This window comes from Bacillus kwashiorkori (genome assembly GCF_001375515.1).
GTDB lineage: Bacteria > Bacillota > Bacilli > Bacillales > Caldibacillaceae > Bacillus_BK > Bacillus_BK kwashiorkori.
Genome location: NZ_CTDX01000012.1, coordinates 181,184 through 198,917 on the forward strand (window position 1 = coordinate 181,184; position 17,734 = coordinate 198,917).

A 17,734-nucleotide genomic window follows, 5' to 3' on the forward strand; every position below is an offset into this window, starting at 1 on the left:
TTGCTCCTAAAAGAAATAAAGCGAAACTAGTCAAACATTGTCAGCCACTTTAGTGTCCCTATCTTACAACAATTTTTCCAAATATAGGCTTGTCCTTATTATTCTTTTCGTGCATATTCCCTTCTTTAAGCTAATACAATGTTACAAACTCAATTTTGAGCGACTTTAAACGGTGGAATAAATGTAACTTAGAGTTAAAAAAATTTTATCAAAAAAAGGGAAAAGCGTTCCTACCTGTCCCACCAAATGAAAAAGTCAAACAATGAAAGACAGCGTAAGTACTTCCCATTCAAAAAGTCGCTAAAAAATTTTTCTAAACAGCAAGAGAATAAACAAAAGAGAGTGTTTGAGGTGAGGAATCGTATAATTTCAGCTTAGATGTACTTAAAAAACATAAGCAAATAACAGAGCTTCAGAAAGTACACGCTTTCTGCCGCATAAAGTTTTTTCAAAAAAACCTATACATAATCCGACTAAAAGGGACAAAAGGAAGTACAGAAATAAACAGAACCGTTCTTTATGCGGGAAGGAAATAGTATTTCGACAAGTGAAAGCGAGTCTCATTTCACACTTCTCACATCCAAAATACAGGAGGCGAGTGGTGTGCACGATTACATCAAAGAAAGAACGATCAAGATTGGAAAGTATATCGTGGAGACGAGAAAAACGGTTCGCGTCATAGCGAAAGAGTTTGGCGTATCCAAAAGTACTGTCCACAAAGATTTAACGGAACGACTGCCGGAAATCAACCCAGAACTTGCAACAGAAGTAAAAGAAATCCTAGACTATCACAAATCAATCCGGCATATCCGAGGAGGTGAAGCAACAAAACAAAAGTATAAGCGGGAAGAGGAGAAGGTGCTGAAATAGAACAAAATTCATTCAAATCAATTTCAAATCTTAAGTATGCGATACTTTTATTTAAAATGGCCATACCCAAGGTGAACAGTTAATTACTGTTTGCCTTGGGTTTTATTTATTTACAAAGATTATCCCATCATCGATAGAAATGAAGGAAAACGTATGAAAAGCTTTGTTTAATCCAAAATCAAAAATACTTTTTTCCAGTAGAACTATATAAAAAATGGAATGACAGAGAAAACCTATTCACATCGTTACTTAAACTTTAAAAAATACAAGAGAAATAAATCGAGCACTTACCCTAAAATTACCTTACATTTAACCTACAAATCAAATTTCAATAACACTTGTAAGAAAAAAACAAGAAATCTAGAAACAGACCATACCCTATAACAATAAAACTTGATGCATAACGAAGGAAAGCAACACTGTCTAAAAAGAAAATAATTTTTATATATATTTATTTTATGAAATTTATTTTTAATATCGCTTGATTCTAACTAGGTAAAAGATTAGAATAACAGTAAGCGCTACCACAATAGATTGGTAGTGTAAAATTTTTAAGGGAGGAGAATAATGAGAAAAAGTTGGGTAGTATTGGTGATTATTGCATTAGTGTCAAGCTTAGTACCAATTAGTAGTAATAATAACCATGCATTCGCGCAAAAGCCGTCCATTGACCAATTAACATTAGTAGATCAGTCTGGGGATACAATCAAAGTGGATGGTATTAATCAACTACAAAATAATAACAAATTAATCATGTTTAATGATCAATTTAGTTATTATACGGAGACTGCAAATGGAAGTAGTGAAGTAGTACTTGAAAAAACAGGGATAAATAAATTTAAAGTAACCAGAAAAACGAATGGCGATAGCCCGATTCCTGAAAATGGTCTGGTTCTGTCAACAGGTGTACAATCGACAACAGATATTATGGAATTCATCAATCAGCTTAAAATAGGGGAAGTTGTTACACTTCTTGAACCGCTCGTAAAAGAAGTACAAAAGAAAGCTAATGCAATTAATCCGACAAGGGAGTCGAACCCAGAAGGAGCCGTTTTCGATGGGTTTCGAGGACCAGATCAATTAATCGTTTATACTCCAGCTTTTGGGGAAACAACAAAAACAAATCCATATGGGTATGAAATTACAGTAGAAAACGGTTTTGTTACTAAATTAGGTGGAGGGAACTCAACAATTCCAGAAAATGGGTTTGTTGTAAGTGGACATGGAGTAGCATCGAACTGGATTTCTTCTAACTCTATTATTGGCGCAAAAGTAATTGTTGAAAACGAAGGAATCGTAAAAATAATTCAGGATGTGGATAGTTATCAATATCAAAGTCAACAAGCGATTAACCAAGCAAAATTATCCATTGAAAAGGCTAGCGACGAATTCCTCGACGTTGCTTTTAATAAAGCAAATGAATCATTAAGATTGGCTGAAAAGACTCTAGAAGATGCTAGAAATGCAAGTGACGTCGATTCCTTAAAATCTTTAGATTTAACTCGTCAGGCTACACAATATGCATATGACGCTTATTATTATTCACTTCCATCTAACAAAGCAGAACAAAGAGGCATATGGTATCGTCCGGAAGAAGTTTCTTTAGACGGCATTATTCAAGTGCTAGACCGTATGGAAAAGGCGGGATTTAATGCTATTTATTTAGAAACAACTTTTTGGGGATATACGATTTATCCTAGCGAAGTAATGAAAGATTATGGGCTTCCAGAACAACATCCAAGATTTGTTAATGCACACTATGGGAAATATGGAAAAGACATCCTAAAAGCCTACATTAAAGAAGGAGAAAAAAGGGGCATTACCGTTCATGCTTGGACAGATGGCTTTATGATTGGACATAGTTCACTCGGATTACCATCTCAGTTCCAAAAATACCCCGAGTGGGCAGCTATTCAAAGGTTAAATACAACTGGAACTCCACAGCCAGATACCGCTAGTCAATATTATTGGTTAGATATAGCACAACCAGAAGTACAAAACTTTATGTTGAAAATATATGAAGAAATGCAACGGAACTACCATATAAAAGGTTTAAATATTGATTATATGCGCTATCCACATCATAACTTTCATCAAAGTTATGGATTTAGCGAAACGATTAGAAATGAATATAAAAAAGAAACAGGAATTGATCCATACGAAATCAATCCAGAAGAAAGCCCAACGGAATGGGAAGAATGGCAGCTGTGGATAAGACAGCAGGAAAATTTATTTGTGGATAAATTACATGAACAATCCAAAAAAATGAACAAAAAGTTTATGCTTACTGCAACACCAGAGCCAGGACCGGAAGCGGTGTTAATAAACGATTGGAAAGATGACCTTGATGGAGTAATACCACAAGCATATGGCCATGACTTTAATAGTATCCAAAAAACTGTTCAAGATAGTAAAAAGCTAATGCCAGAAGGGACAATGTACTATACAGGTATATATTCATTTTACCATCACCTAAATGAAATGGCTGCTGTAAGTGATGTCATTTCAGCAAGATATGGTACTTCTGGAGTAAATATGTTTGCGTTCGGTCAAGCAAGTGCACCTTCTGTTGACGCACTTGGAAAAGGACCATGGAGGGAGACGGCTGTCAACCCAGGCGAAGAACCAATTTTAGCAACGCAAACGGTCTTGAAAGAAATAGAAAAGCAATTCAATAAAATATATCTTAAACAAGGCGCAGTCGAAAAGAATGAAGGGAAAATTTTAAGAAAAGCAATAAAAGACTTGCAAAAAGAAGTGAGAAAAAATCCAAGGAACAGTATAGAAATGGTAGAGGACGTAATTATGAAAGTAGAAAAATATAAACTCGCAGAAAAGTTGAATGAAAAAGTAGCGGAGCGTTTAAAGGTCCAACTAACAGAATGTAAAACTTGGGTTCAATATAGTTTAAATAGACAATAGAAAATAAACTATTAGATTTGTAAGTTAACAAATAGCAGAGGGTAAATTTATATAAATATAGACGAATTGCGCCTAAAAATGAAAATTATTTTCAAAGAGATAAAGTTATATAAAAATAATTTACAAAAACTATTGATTAGTTGTTTGACAGGCATTATAATGAAATTAGGAAAGCGCTTTACAATAATTTTTTAGGAGGAAACAACATGAAAAAGTATATGAAAAAAGTAATTGCTGGTTCAATTATTACAGCGCTATCTTTCAGTCTAGTAGCTTGCGGAAACGATAAGGCAAAAGATGATGGTGAAAAAAAATCGGGAGAACTTTCTGGCAAAGTAACCCTTTGGACAGCATCACTAGCAGGCGAACCGTTTGATTCCTATTTTAAAGATTTAGAAAAAGAGTTTGAAGATCTACATCCTGGTGTAGATGTTGTAATTCAAGATATACCTCAAAATGAAATGGAACAAAAAGTTTTAACATCCTTAACAGGTAGTGATGTTCCAGATGTAGTAAACCTTAATCCTCACTATATGTCTAACATAGCAGCACAAGGTGGTTTACTTGACCTATCTAGTGTTATTAGTGATGAAGTAAAAGCATCCTATGTAGAAGGACCACTGAAATCAGGTGAATATGATGGAAAACTGTATGCGTTACCATGGTATTTAACAACAACAGTTGGTTGGTTTAATAACGATCATTTCTCTGCAGCAGGTGTTACAGAACTTCCAACTACAACCCAAGGACTTTATGAAACTGCTAAAAAAGTAACAGACGCAACAGGAAAACCATCCTATTATCCAGTTATTAATGACGGTAACGTAATCATGGAAAAAATGGTTTCCTTAGCAAACGGAGAGCCGATTGTCAAAGAAGGGAAAGCTAACTTTGTTGATAATAGTGCGATTTTAGAGTACTTTGAGCTAACACAAAAAATGTACAGTGAAGGAATAATTCCTCAAGAAGCTGCAGAAGGTTCTATTAAAACTGGTCAAGAATTATACATGGCAGGTGGCATTTCAATCCTTGAAGGTGGAGTAACATTCCTAGGTCCAGTTGAGTCTGGAGCTCCTGACGTTTATAAAGCGTCCAAAGCAGGTCAACCATTAAATGATCCTAATGCACCTGTAAATGTAGCAGTTATGAACTTTGCAATACCTGCAAAAACGAAAAACAAAGAAGCAGCTGTAGAGCTTATCAAATTCGTTACAAATGCAGAAAATCAACTTGAATTTGCGAAAGTAGCAGGAACTGTATTACCTTCTACAAATGAGTCTCTAAAAGATGATTACTTTGCTAATCCTGGTGACTCACCTAAAGCACTTGGAATGATGGAAGCGTCCAAATCATTGGAACGTGCAAAAGTATTAATTCCACCAACAGAAAATAGTGCTGATTTACGTCTTGCTACAAAAGATATTTTCATTAAGAATTTACAAGGTAAAGTAACTCCAAAAGAAGCATTAGAAGAATTGGCAGCAGAGTGGAATAAAGCATTTGAAAAATCGGGAGAGAAAGTTACGTTTTAAGCATGAAGATGTTTCAATTTAGTATCTGTTAACTGATTCAGATACTAGTAAAAAAGAGGCTAGCTTTTTAGCATAAAGGCTAGTCTCCGTTTTTTAAGAAGGAGGAGTACGCAATGGTCCGGGAGCCCAGAGTTGAAAAGAACATAGAAATAAAAGTAAAACAGAAAAAACGAATAAAGTTTAATAAAAAATTTATTACTCCATGGCTTTTTTTACTACCATCAATAATAATTTTAGGGACCTTCTTAATTTATCCTATTTTAGAGGCGTTTAGGTGGAGTTTTCTAGATTATAAAATTATAGCTGGAACTGGAGAATTTGTCGGTCTAGCGAATTTTAAAGAAATATTTACAGATAAGCACTTTTGGAATGCTTTAGTAAATACGCTGCTATTCTTAGTAATTGTTCTACCGCTAAATGTATTTTTACCTTTGTTGTTAGCAGTACTCGTTAATCAAAAAATAAAAGGTGTCGGTTTATTCAGGGTTTTATATTATTTACCTGTTATCACACCTATGGTTGTTGCAGCCCTTATGTGGAAAATGCTCTATTCTCAAAGTGGAGTTATTTCTGAAATCCTCATGAAAATAGGAATCTTTGATTCACCAACAAACCTATTAGTACAATCCTCAACAGCCTTAGTTGCTGTCTCTGCGATTACAGTTTGGAAAGGGCTAGGATACTATATGATTATCTATTTGGCAGGGTTACAGTCCCTACCAGGAGATGTATATGAATCTGCGAGTATAGATGGTGCTTCCTTCTTTCAAAAATTCACAAAAATAACGGTTCCGATGTTAATTCCTTCTATTACTCTCGTATCGGTAATGACTATTATTGCAGGTATGAAAGTATTTGAAGAGATTGCATTAACTACAGGTGGAGGTCCATCAGGAGCAACAACTACACTAGTTATGTACATTTATTCTAAATTTAATCAACTTGACGTAAGTATTGCTTCTGCGGCTGGTCTAGTCTTACTACTGTTAGCAATTGGAGCTTCTTTATTACAAATGAAGCTAACTAGCAAAAAGGAAGAAGATTTAAGAGCGTAATGGAGGTAGAATAAAATGAATGTTAGAAAATTTAATAAGAAATTATGGCTCTATGTGCTCATGGTCTTTGTCACACTAATTACAGTTGGGCCATTTTTAATAACGCTCTTTATGGCACTCAAGTCGGCAAATGAAGGGATTTATGGGAATTTGTTACCTGAAAATCCGACGTTAACAAACTTTATCTCAGCGTTTGATAAAGCTAACTTTGGAAAGTACTTCATCAACACAGCAATCGTAACCGGTCTAGCTATACCTCTAAACTTACTTTTCTGCAGTCTTGCAGCATATCCGCTAGCAAGAATGGACTTTAGAGGTAGAAGTATCGTACTCGCCCTTATTATTTCAACTATGATGGTTCCTTTTCAACTTTATATGGCTCCATTATATCAACTTTCAGGCAAATTAGGATTGCAAAATACTCATGTTGGACTAATAGTAATTCAAGTGTCTACCGCTTTTGGGATTTACTTAATGCGTCAAGCATATTTACGAATACCAAAAGAACTCGAAGAATCTGCTTATCTAGATGGAGCAAACAAATTTAAAGTATGGTATATGGTTGTTTTACCACTTGTCAAACCGACATTAGTAACACTTGCTATCTTTACCTTTATGAACACTTGGGGAGATTATTTGTGGCCGTTAATCAATACAACTGATAGCACATTATACACCCTATCAATCGGGCTTGCTCAGCTATCCCAAAATTTTGATGGATCGAACTTAAAATTAATTAGTGCTGCCTCGATATTAACAACTATTCCGACTTTATTAATATTCATTTGGCTCCAAAAATACTTTATATCAGGTGCTACAGATGGTGCTGTTAAGGGCTAATACAGGATGTTTTACAGAAGGGGTGTTAGAAATGAAGAAAGTTTCATTTTTTGGCAAAGACATACCAGTAATTTATGAAATGGACTGTGTTGTTGTAGGGGGTGGAACAGGAGGCGTTGCAGCTGCCTTATCTGCCCTTGAAAATAATATAAAAACAGTCATAGTAGAAAAGACAATTTCTCTTGGGGGAACACAAACAAATTCCCTTGTTTCACCGATGATGCCGACAAATGTACCAAGACAATATATTAATCGGTTAATCACAGAACGATTACAACAAGAACGGATAAAAACCGATGACGGAACGACCTCGTGTAATTGGTTCAACGTTGAAGCTTTAAGTTATGTAATGGAACAATTGATTGTGGAAAGAGGCGGAGAAATCCTTTACGATGCCAATTATATTGACTGTTTAAAGGAAAATAATAAAATTACACATATTATAGTTAACACTTGTGAAGGTCTAGGAGCTATACACGGAAGAACCTTTATTGATGCTACAGCAGATGCTCTATTATCAAGAACTGCTGGAGTGAAAACGAATAGCGGGAACAATGAAGGTCATAATCAGCAAGTTACCTTTCGTTTTGAAATGGGTGGAATTGATATTGCTACCTTGAGAAAATATTTACTTTCAAAAAATGACACATATTGTAAAATAAAAGATTCTGATTTCTTTGAGATCGCCATGGTACAAGGAAAGGGCCACACTCTAGAGCCACTCTTCCAAAAAGCATTTAACAATGGAGATTTACAACAAGAAGATTTGCGATATTTTCAAGGGTTCACCCAACCAGGAAAACCAAATGTGATGTCATTTAATTGTCCACACATTCCAAATATACTCCAAACAACAAATCCTATTGCAAGATCGAAAGCGGTAGTAAAAGGTAGAGAAATGATTCGGAGGCTTGTAAATTTCTTAGTAAATTATGTTCCTGGATTTCAACATGCTTTTTTACTACGCGAAGCATCGCAACTTGGAATAAGGGAATCATGGAGAATAGTTGGACAGTATGTGTTAACAGAAGAGGACTATATAAAACGTGCAAGATTTACAGATGGAATAGCTCGTGGAGATTGGTATATTGATATTCATAGTGTGAAAAATGAAGAGATACCAAAAGTACAATTCTCTCCAGGGGAATACTATGAGATTCCTTATCGTTCTTTAATCACATTTGAGGTTGATAATCTAATAGTAGCAGGTCGTCATATTTCCAGTACCTTTTTAATGCAAGCTTCTCTACGAATTCAACCTACCATTCGGGATATCGGACAGGCTGCTGGACTAGCATGTGCACTATCCGTAAAAGAAAATATACCACTAAACCAATTGGATGGGGTTGCATTGAGAAGACAACTTCAACTAATGGAGGAGTTATAAATGGATAATATTAAAGAAGTTAGTATTTTAAACCATACTCACTGGGATCGCGAATGGTATGAAACTTTTGAAGAGTTTCGCTACAAACTTCGCAACGGAATTAGTTTTGTAATGGACTTACTGGACGAAGGTAAACTTGATAACTTTTTCCTAGATGGGCAAACGATTGTCCTCGATGATTTTAAAGAAGTGGTGGATGAAACCGAATACGAGAAGTTACTGAGTTATATAAAGCAGGGGAAAATTGAAGTAGGCCCATGGTATTTATTAGCAGATGAATTTCTCATTTCTGGTGAATCTGTAATAAAAAACCTTGAAATTGGAATGAAAGAGGCAAAGAAATTAAATGCAGTTTGTAATACCGGATATTTGCCAGACACTTTCGGACATATCAGTCAAATGCCTCAAATATTAAAAGGATTTCAAATAGATAATGCACTAATTTTCCGGGGGGCAATCTCAGATCGGTTGGAAAATGAGTGGGAGGGAGCAGACGGTACTTCTATCTTTACTATTGTTCTGCCGCTTTTTGAAGGATATTATCAAACTTTCCTTAAACATAGTGATTATGTGGAAAAAACAAAAAATTATTTAGAAGCAAATGCTCCTTATCTTACTTTCGGAAAAGCGCTAATAATGAATGGAGCAGACCATACTTTTCCAAGTGCCGATTTAGCTGAACGGATACATGAATTAAAAAAGGCATTTCCATCTATCGAATTTAAGCAACATGTCTTATCAACCTATTTCGATTTATTAAAAAATCAACAACCAGTTAGGAAAATTAAAGGGGAACAAAGAGATCCATCCAAAATATTTATCCTTCCTGGTGTGTATTCATCCCGGTCCTATTTAAAGAATCAAAATCAACTATGTGAAGACCAAGCACTTGGTGTAATGGAAGCTTTGAATGTTTGGAATAATGGAGAGAATAAAGCGGACAAATTCATTGAGTATGTATGGAAACAAATATTACAAAACCAACCTCATGATAGCATATGTGGCTGTAGTGTGGATGAAGTTCATGATGAAATGGAGACACGTACACAAAAGATTCTAAGTGCCATTCGTCAATTTTCTAAGGATACGCTAAATGAATTATATCCATTTGAATTCTTGAATAAAGAAACAGATAACAACTATCTATATTTAATCAATAATACACCAATAGCAGATATTTATCCGGTGTCAGCGGCCATTCGTATCCCAATAGAACTAGATACAGGAAATATAAAGCTATTATACAATCAAGAAGAAGTTCCCTTTGATATAGTAAATAGGGTACAACGAGAAGAATTTCTCCATAATATATTCGCAGAGCCACATTATGGAGAATATGTTACGTACAATGTGACATTTAATCTAAAATTTGATGGTGTAGAAATCAAAAAAATTCGGATAGTAAGGGATAAAGCAGAGGCAAATATAACGACAAATACAATCTGTCCATCCATTGAAAATGAGTTCTATCGAATTAATTGGGATGAAAAAGGCTTAATAATTACCGATCTTGAAACAAATATAGTATATAGAAATCAACACCAATTAATCTCTTCATTAGATGCTGGGGATACGTATAATTATTCTCCGCCTAAAAATGATTTCATTAGCACAGCAGAATTAGTAAGTGTGAGCAATATAAAAAAAGGTAACACCTTTGAATCAGTGGAACTACACTATGTCTTGAAACAGCCGGCTTCATTAAACGAAGATCGAACTGGACCTAGTGAACAGTACGTAGAGAATAGAATAAAAACAACCGTTACTCTCCATAACGGGAAAAGATTTATTTACTTTAAAACGGGGATAGATAATAAAGCCCGCGACCAAAAATTGCGAGTAGGATTTGCAGTACATGAGGCTAACGATAGCTTTGCAGATACCGCCTTTGATGTTTTACGGAGGAAGGTTATAAGGGAAAAACAGTACGATGTTCCAAGAAACAAAGAGGCAGTGATGAATCAATACCCAACTTATTCATCCGTATTTGTAAACGAACACCAACTAATTCATCGAGGTCTGCAAGAGTATGAAGTCGATAGCTTTAATAGGCAAGATTATGTATTTTTAACTATGATTAGAAGTGTTGGTTGGCTATCAAGAAGGGATTTACGGACAAGAGGAAATGGTGCTGGCCCTGGTTTTGAAACTCCAGGTGCCCAATGTCTAGGCAGTTATGAATTTGAGTACGGTTTAACATTAGGAAAAAGAAATATGTCGTTGAACAATGCCAAAATGATGAGGCAACCAATATTATACCAACAATCTTATCAAGATAAAGCAGAACGAAAATTGTTTAAGCAAACATCAACAATAATTACATTTTCTTCTTTTCGTTTAATAGAAAATGATACTTTTGAAATTAGGATGTTTAATCCTAGTGAGGAACAACAAAATACAAAAATTAATTTTGGATTTATTCCAGAGAAAATAGTAGAAGTAGATTTCACTGGAAATATCATAACACAATGTAAGGCGGATCAAGAAGTAAGCATTCATTTCGGACCAAAACAAATCAAAACCATTCGCGTAGTTAGAAAATCGTCGAATTAACGATCCGTCTCCATCCTTAGAAAATGAAGGTGATTGACAATGAGAAAATTTATTGCGTTTGATATTGGCGGAACGTTAATTAAGTATGGAGTTCTTGCCGAGGATGGAACGATAATTGAGAAATTTGAAACTCCAACGGAAGCTCAATTAGGTGGCCCTGTAATTGTCGACAAAGTCAAAAAGTTTGGGAGTGAACTGACAAAAAAATATGATATCAGCGGTATTTGTATTAGTACTGCTGGTCAAGTTGACTCCAAAAGAGGAATAATTCTTTACGCTTCCTCGTTAATCCCAGCATATACAGGAACAAACTTAAAAGAGGAATTAGAAGATTTTTTTGGCTTACCAGTAGAAGTGGAGAATGATGTTAACTGTGCGGGACTAGCTGAATCATGGATTGGAACCGGAAAAGATGCAAAGAGCCTTTTCTGTCTAACTGTAGGGACAGGAATTGGCGGAAGTTTTATTCTTGATAATAAGCTGCATACTGGTCATAGCTTTAGCGCAGGGGAAATTGGCTATATTCATATCGAAGGGGATCAATTTCAAGAGTTAGCCTCAACGAGAACGTTAGTGAGAAATGTAGCAAAACGAAAAGGAATATTAGAAGAAATTATAGATGGGAAGCAAATCTTTGAACTTGCTCAAAATGGTGATGAAATTTGTAAGGAAGAAATAAATAAGCTTCTTTGTTATTTATCGAAAGGAATAGCAACAATAGCCTACATGATGAATCCAGAAATCATTATTATCGGTGGCGGAATTACTGCTCAAAAAGATTACATTTATCCAATCATCATGAAACAACTTGAAAAGGATTTAATTCCAGCGATATTAGCGAAAACAAAAATAAAAATTGCCAAAAACTTAAACAACGCAGGTATGATTGGGGCACTTCGACATTTTTTGTTGCAAGAGTCACTACAACCTTTAAAGAGCATTACTACCATCATTGAGTCAAATAGACATAGACTAACAAAACAAGAAAAAGTTATCGCAAAATATATTATTGCCAATCTCGAATCTGTCCCAAATAAAACAATTTCAGAATTAGCAAAGCAAATTAATGTTTCAGAAGCAACTATTACTAGATTTTGTCAAAAGCTCCAATTTGGTTCATATAATAAACTACGGTTATTAGCAAAAGAAGCGATTGTTAGTACACGGATATTTGAACATCCAGAGGCAACTAGCTTAGTAGAAGTGAAAGAATCTTATTTAAATGTAATAAAAAAATTTGAAAGTCTGCATCAACTACCTGAGATTGAAAAATTGAATCAAATAATTGCTACGAAAGATCAAATCTATGTGTATGCGGAAAACCGGATGGCTAATATAGCTAAAGAAGTGAAGCTAAAGTTATTAAAACTAGGAATTCGTGCAGATGCTTTTACAGAAGCATACGAGATGGAGTTGTCTGCGAATTCCTTCTCAAGTAATTTTGCTGCTATCGGGATAAGTACCTCTGGTTATGATACAGCAGTAGTCGAGATGATGAAAAGAGTGAAAAATGCTGGTGGAGTAACAATAGGTATCACTAGTCAGACGGATTCGCCATTATCGTATGCATCTGATATTCGCTTGTTAATTCCAGCCAAGCAAGAAATAGAAGGTTCAAGTTGTTCAGTGGAGGAATTTGCGACATACTACCTGCTTGATATTATTTTAAAAGAACTTCACAATTCCGAAAAGAAGTTAAAAAAAGAAGAGAAGAGTAGCTAAAAAAGAATTTCCAAGGTGTAGTACTTATCGAAAGGACTCCCTACCCAGTACTACACCTTCTACCATTTATTTTTTTATTGGCTGGAGCTGATTTTTCATGAATCTATATGATTTTCCGTTAGACGAATTATATCAATACAAGCCGAAACTAACGAAACAACCAGATTTCCAAACATTTTGGAACAGTAAAATTAGTGAAAATAGAAAGTATCCTTTAAACTTACATGTTCAAGAATTGACCTATCCTGTTCCAGGAGTACAAGTTTTTGATGTTTACTTTGATGGTTTTCGGAACTCGAGAATCCATGGCATTTATATAAGACCAAACGATATCCGTCCGAATGTTCCTGCTGCCGTTATTTTTCATGGGTATAATTGGAATACTCTCCAACCTCATTATACATTTAAGTATATAATTCAAGGCATCCCAGTCTTGTTAGTGGAAGTAAGAGGACAAAATGTAAAGTCTTCCGATTGTAATCTATATGATAATGGTGGATCAGCTGGTTGGCTGACGAAAGGAATTTTGAATCCAGATAATTACTATTATAGTTTAGTATATATGGATTGCTACCGCAGTATTGATGTGGTTAAAGAACTTACGGAAAAAGAGAAAGTATTTGTCGAAGGAAGCAGTCAAGGAGGGGCACTTTCCATAGCTGCAACAGCTTTACATGATTCTGTTGTATTCTCTCTTTGTGATATTCCTTTTCTATCCAATTTCAATCGTTCCATAACTTTAGCATCAGATGGACCGTATAGTGAAATCTATCATTACTACAAAGTCCATGACCCTCTTCACAAGACGGAACAAATTGTCAATAATACGTTAAGTTATATTGATTGTATCAATTTGGCTAGTCTGATAACTTCACCTGTACTCGTTACAGTTGGGTTAGAAGATCCTGTTTGCCCTCCTTCAAGTAGTTTTGCTTTATATAATCATCTTCTTGGGGAAAAAGAAATAAATGTATATCCGGAATATGGACATGAAACACATCCAATGAATGAGGAAGTAAAATTAACATTTGTTGCTAAGCATTTGTAGAGTCCCCCTCTATAAGTAAAGATTGTGAAAGCGAGGGAAAATAATGAAAATTGTCTATGTGCCAATTGACGAACGGCCTTGCAATGTTACTTATGTAGAAAAAATAGCAGCATCATCTAATGAAATAGAATTACTAGTACCTTCATTAGATTTACTAGGAAAGAAGCGCAACCCTGCAAACACAGAGCGTTTATGGAAATGGATAAGTGAGGTTGCACCAAAAGCCGATGCCCTAATTCTTAGTATAGATATGATCGTCTATGGAGGGTTATTGCCTTCAAGATTACACCACTTACAAGAAGAAACACGAGAATTATGGACTAATAGATTGAGAACTTTACGTTCGAATCAACCACAATTGCCAATATATGCATCTAATTTAATCATGCGCACTCCAAGATATAGTTCTGGCGATGAAGAACCAGATTACTATGAATATTGGGGTAGAGAATTATTTTTACGTGCATACTTAATGGATAAAAAAAATCGTGAAACCCTTTCTGTCGAAGAAGATCAGCAACTTAACGATATTTGTTCCAAGTTGCCTTTAGAATATATAAACGATTATGAAACAAGAAGAAACTTTAATTTAACAATTAATTTGCGTATGCTTGAACTTGTATCGGAAGGAGTATTGGATTTTCTTTCAATCCCTCAAGATGATAGTGCAGAATACGGATATACCGCCATTGATCAAACAGCAGTAATAAAAAAGCGTGATCAACTTCTATTAGGTAGAAAGGTAATGATGTATCCAGGTGCTGATGAAGTCGGTGCTACTTTGCTTTCGAGAATATACAACCATTTGAAAAATGAACGGCCAAAAATATATCCGATTTGGAGTAGTACAATGGGGCCGCAAATTATTCCTATGTATGAGGACAGACCATTTGCTGAAAGTATGAAGGCACATATTTTGGCAGCAGGGTGTCAGTTAACCGATAATAAGGAAGAAGCGGATTTAATACTTGCATATAACACTCCTGGTCGAGTGATGCAAGAATCTTGGGATCAGCAAAAAAAAGATGTTACTTATACTAGTTTTCGAAATTTGCTAGTGTTTGTTGATGAAATAAAGGAAAATATTCAAAAAGGCAAAAAAGTAATTATTGCAGACTCCGCCTATGCAAATGGTGGGGACAGAGATTTAATTACACTACTTGATGAGGAAAAGATTCTTGATAAGCTAACTTCTTATAAAGGATGGAATACGAATTGTAATACACTTGGTACGACAATAGCTCAAGGAGTTATAGGGCTAAATGGCTGTGCAGAAAAAATTAAAGAAAATATTGTCTACCACTTATTAGATGATTATTTTTATCAAGCAGAAGTTCGGATGGAAATGGTGAATGATTTTTTACCAAAATATGATTTGAATTATTTTGATCTCAAGGATTTTGCTGACAAAGTAAATAAAGAAAGAGATGCACGACTAAGAACGAAATTTAATGCGTTAATTTGTAATAGTTTTACCGAATATGAAGTGGAATCTATTCACTCCTTTGCCTCTTGGAACCGGATGTTTGAGTGTGGTCTATCTTTTAATTTAGTAAGAAAAGAGGAATGCAAATGTTAGATCAAATAAAAAAAGGTTTAGTCGTTTCATGCCAAGCATTAGAAGATGAACCATTATATGGATCGGAAATAATGAAAAGAATGGCTGATGCGGCAAAAAGAGGTGGCGCTGTAGGAATTCGTGCAAACGGAGTAGAGGATATAAAAGCAATTAAAGAATATGTCAAATTACCTATCATTGGCATAGTCAAAAAGGAATATGAGGGTTCTGACGTCTATATTACACCAACATTAAATGAAGTGGAGGCATTAGTTAACTTAGGTGTAGACATAATTGCTTTAGATGCTACTAATCGCCTTCGCCCAAATGGTATTGATCTTGCTGCTTTTTTTAAGGAAATAAAAACGAAGTTCCCTCATCAGAAATGGATGGCCGACTGTGCCACTTTAGAAGAATGTCGCTTTGCGGAGGAATTAGGATTTGACTGTGTTGGTACAACGATGCATGGATATACAGAGGAAACTCGTGGGAAAAAATTATATGATAATGATTTTGAGTTTCTCAAACAAGTAATCAAAACCGTTTCAATTCCAGTCATTGCTGAGGGGAACATAGTTACACCTAATATGGCTGCTAAAGCTTTAAAAATCGGGGCACATGCGGTCGTTGTCGGTGGGGCAATCACACGTCCACAGCAAATAACTGAACGCTTTGTAAGTGAAATGAAATTCTAGCTTTTATGGAAACATCATCGATATATTAAAATTAAGCAATTAAGTTAAAACTTATATAAGGGGTGTCCTTTAAGTCTTTTTTCGACTTTATGGATGCCCTATTCCTACTTTAAATCATTGATCTATCAACACCCTGTTATCATAAATATTGGAGATTTCCACTGATTGGACCAGCCTTTGTTATTTTTTTATAGGATGAAAAAAGATTTCGGTTTCATAAAATAAATTATTCATCTGGAAAGGGAAATGGTTTCTCTCCAAAAATTCCACACAAAAACAAATAATTTGACAAAATTTCTCCATCTTTGAAACGATTTGTGGTACAATCTAAAATTAGGAATAAACTGCATTCGGATATGGCTAAGGAGGATAAATAAAGTATGTTTGCCAGAGATATTGGGATTGATTTAGGGACAGCGAATGTGTTAATTCACGTAAAAGGTAGAGGAATCGTATTAAATGAACCAGCTGTCGTTGCCATTGATAAAACGACAAATCGAGTACTTGCTGTTGGTGAAAATGCACGGAAAATGGTTGGCCGTACACCGGGAAACATTGTAGCGATCAGACCTTTAAAAGACGGGGTCATTGCTGATTTTGATGTGACCGAAGCAATGTTAAAATACTTTATCAACAAATTAAACGTAAAAGGATTATTTACGAAACCGAGAATTTTAATTTGCTGTCCAACTAATATTACAAGTGTGGAACAAAAAGCAATTCGTGAAGCTGCGGAAAAAAGTGGCGGGAAAAAAGTCTATTTAGAAGAAGAACCGAAAGTTGCTGCTATCGGTGCCGGAATGGATATTTTCCAACCGAGCGGGAATATGGTCGTTGATATCGGTGGCGGAACAACAGATATCGCTGTTCTCTCGATGGGCGACATCGTGACATCAGCATCGATAAAAATGGCTGGCGACAACTTCGATAGTGAAATTTTGCACTACATTAAACGTCAGTATAAATTATTAATTGGTGAACGAACGGCAGAAGATATTAAAATCAATATTGGTACCGTCTTTCCAAATGCTCGCAAAGAAGAAATGGACATTCGTGGTCGTGATATGGTTTCAGGATTACCAAGAACAATTACGATTAATTCAGATGAAATTGAAAAAGCTTTACGTGAGCCTATTTCTGTCGTTGTCCAAGCGGCAAAAAGTGTGTTAGAAAGAACACCACCAGAACTTTCAGCCGATATTATCGATCGTGGCGTTATTTTAACAGGCGGCGGCGCTCTACTCCACGGCATCGACACATTATTAGCCGAAGAATTGAAAGTTCCCGTCCTCATTGCGGAAAACCCAATGGATTGTGTAGCAATCGGTACAGGTATCATGCTGGACAACATGGACAAAATTTCCCACAGAAAATTAGGATAATTATATTCGTTTTCAATGGGAAAATTTAGTGTAATGCTTAGCTATGGGAAAAACGGCAATTACTTAGTTACTAATGGATATAATATATGATATTTTTAAAGGCTCACACGGCATGTGGGCTTTTTTGTATTTCGTGTGCCAGTAAGCAAGTATTTGCTAGATGAGCAAAT

At 35.3% G+C, this 17,734-nt stretch carries 12 protein-coding genes; all 12 read left to right on the forward strand.

Annotation, left to right across the window (positions count from 1 at the left end; translation table 11 throughout):
• Positions 1-603: 603 nt before the first annotated feature.
• Positions 604-870 carry a sporulation transcriptional regulator SpoIIID gene (gene spoIIID / locus BN1242_RS04025; RefSeq protein ID WP_062351612.1) on the forward strand — a complete coding sequence of 89 codons (267 nt, stop codon included), beginning with the start codon at positions 604-606 and terminating at the stop codon, positions 868-870.
• Positions 871-1,437: 567 nt separating this feature from the next.
• Complete coding sequence (locus tag BN1242_RS04030) at positions 1,438-3,792, forward strand: glycoside hydrolase family 10-like protein (protein ID WP_062351614.1); 2,355 nt, start codon at positions 1,438-1,440, stop codon at positions 3,790-3,792.
• 206 nt (positions 3,793-3,998) lie between these two features.
• Positions 3,999-5,324: an ABC transporter substrate-binding protein gene (locus BN1242_RS04035; protein ID WP_062351616.1), complete on the forward strand. Its 1,326-nt coding sequence runs from the start codon at positions 3,999-4,001 to the stop codon at positions 5,322-5,324.
• Between the two features lie 113 nt (positions 5,325-5,437).
• The gene (locus tag BN1242_RS04040; RefSeq protein ID WP_062351618.1) at positions 5,438-6,379 is read left to right on the forward strand and encodes a carbohydrate ABC transporter permease; all 942 of its coding nucleotides are present in this window, start codon (positions 5,438-5,440) and stop codon (positions 6,377-6,379) included.
• Between the two features lie 15 nt (positions 6,380-6,394).
• A complete protein-coding gene (locus tag BN1242_RS04045) occupies positions 6,395-7,219 on the forward strand; it encodes a carbohydrate ABC transporter permease (protein WP_062351620.1) in 825 nt (274 codons plus the stop codon).
• 31 nt (positions 7,220-7,250) lie between these two features.
• The gene (locus tag BN1242_RS04050; RefSeq protein WP_062351625.1) at positions 7,251-8,606 is read left to right on the forward strand and encodes an FAD-dependent oxidoreductase; all 1,356 of its coding nucleotides are present in this window, start codon (positions 7,251-7,253) and stop codon (positions 8,604-8,606) included.
• Positions 8,607-11,159, forward strand: a complete 2,553-nt coding sequence (locus BN1242_RS04055; protein ID WP_062351628.1) for a glycoside hydrolase family 38 N-terminal domain-containing protein — start codon at positions 8,607-8,609, stop codon at positions 11,157-11,159.
• Positions 11,160-11,198: 39 nt separating this feature from the next.
• The gene (locus BN1242_RS12980; protein ID WP_071435432.1) at positions 11,199-12,881 is read left to right on the forward strand and encodes an ROK family protein; all 1,683 of its coding nucleotides are present in this window, start codon (positions 11,199-11,201) and stop codon (positions 12,879-12,881) included.
• Positions 12,882-12,978: 97 nt separating this feature from the next.
• The gene (locus tag BN1242_RS04065; RefSeq protein ID WP_062351632.1) at positions 12,979-13,929 is read left to right on the forward strand and encodes an acetylxylan esterase; all 951 of its coding nucleotides are present in this window, start codon (positions 12,979-12,981) and stop codon (positions 13,927-13,929) included.
• Positions 13,930-13,972: 43 nt separating this feature from the next.
• Positions 13,973-15,508, forward strand: coding sequence for a DUF4127 family protein (locus tag BN1242_RS04070; RefSeq protein ID WP_062351635.1), 1,536 nt, complete (start codon positions 13,973-13,975; stop codon positions 15,506-15,508).
• Complete coding sequence (locus tag BN1242_RS04075) at positions 15,502-16,182, forward strand: N-acetylmannosamine-6-phosphate 2-epimerase (protein ID WP_203226035.1); 681 nt, start codon at positions 15,502-15,504, stop codon at positions 16,180-16,182. The genes BN1242_RS04070 and BN1242_RS04075 overlap by 7 nt, the downstream gene beginning before the upstream one ends.
• A 380-nt stretch (positions 16,183-16,562) precedes the next feature.
• Entirely contained in the window at positions 16,563-17,564 is a 1,002-nt protein-coding gene (gene mreB, locus BN1242_RS04080) for a rod shape-determining protein (RefSeq protein WP_062351641.1), read from the forward strand.
• Positions 17,565-17,734 lie beyond the last annotated feature (170 nt).

What these genes read in the sequence shown, in the direction of transcription:
- BN1242_RS12980 (WP_071435432.1), top strand. Translation starts at nt 11,199, where the DNA reads ATGAGAAAATTTATTGCGTTTGATATTGGCGGAACGTTAATTAAGTAT.
- mreB (WP_062351641.1), top strand. Translation starts at nt 16,563, where the DNA reads ATGTTTGCCAGAGATATTGGGATTGATTTAGGGACAGCGAATGTGTTA.
- BN1242_RS04075 (WP_203226035.1), top strand. Translation starts at nt 15,502, where the DNA reads ATGTTAGATCAAATAAAAAAAGGTTTAGTCGTTTCATGCCAAGCATTA.
- BN1242_RS04055 (WP_062351628.1), top strand. Translation starts at nt 8,607, where the DNA reads ATGGATAATATTAAAGAAGTTAGTATTTTAAACCATACTCACTGGGAT.
- BN1242_RS04070 (WP_062351635.1), top strand. Translation starts at nt 13,973, where the DNA reads ATGAAAATTGTCTATGTGCCAATTGACGAACGGCCTTGCAATGTTACT.
- BN1242_RS04035 (WP_062351616.1), top strand. Translation starts at nt 3,999, where the DNA reads ATGAAAAAGTATATGAAAAAAGTAATTGCTGGTTCAATTATTACAGCG.
- BN1242_RS04045 (WP_062351620.1), top strand. Translation starts at nt 6,395, where the DNA reads ATGAATGTTAGAAAATTTAATAAGAAATTATGGCTCTATGTGCTCATG.
- BN1242_RS04030 (WP_062351614.1), top strand. Translation starts at nt 1,438, where the DNA reads ATGAGAAAAAGTTGGGTAGTATTGGTGATTATTGCATTAGTGTCAAGC.
- BN1242_RS04050 (WP_062351625.1), top strand. Translation starts at nt 7,251, where the DNA reads ATGAAGAAAGTTTCATTTTTTGGCAAAGACATACCAGTAATTTATGAA.
- BN1242_RS04040 (WP_062351618.1), top strand. Translation starts at nt 5,438, where the DNA reads ATGGTCCGGGAGCCCAGAGTTGAAAAGAACATAGAAATAAAAGTAAAA.
- BN1242_RS04065 (WP_062351632.1), top strand. Translation starts at nt 12,979, where the DNA reads ATGAATCTATATGATTTTCCGTTAGACGAATTATATCAATACAAGCCG.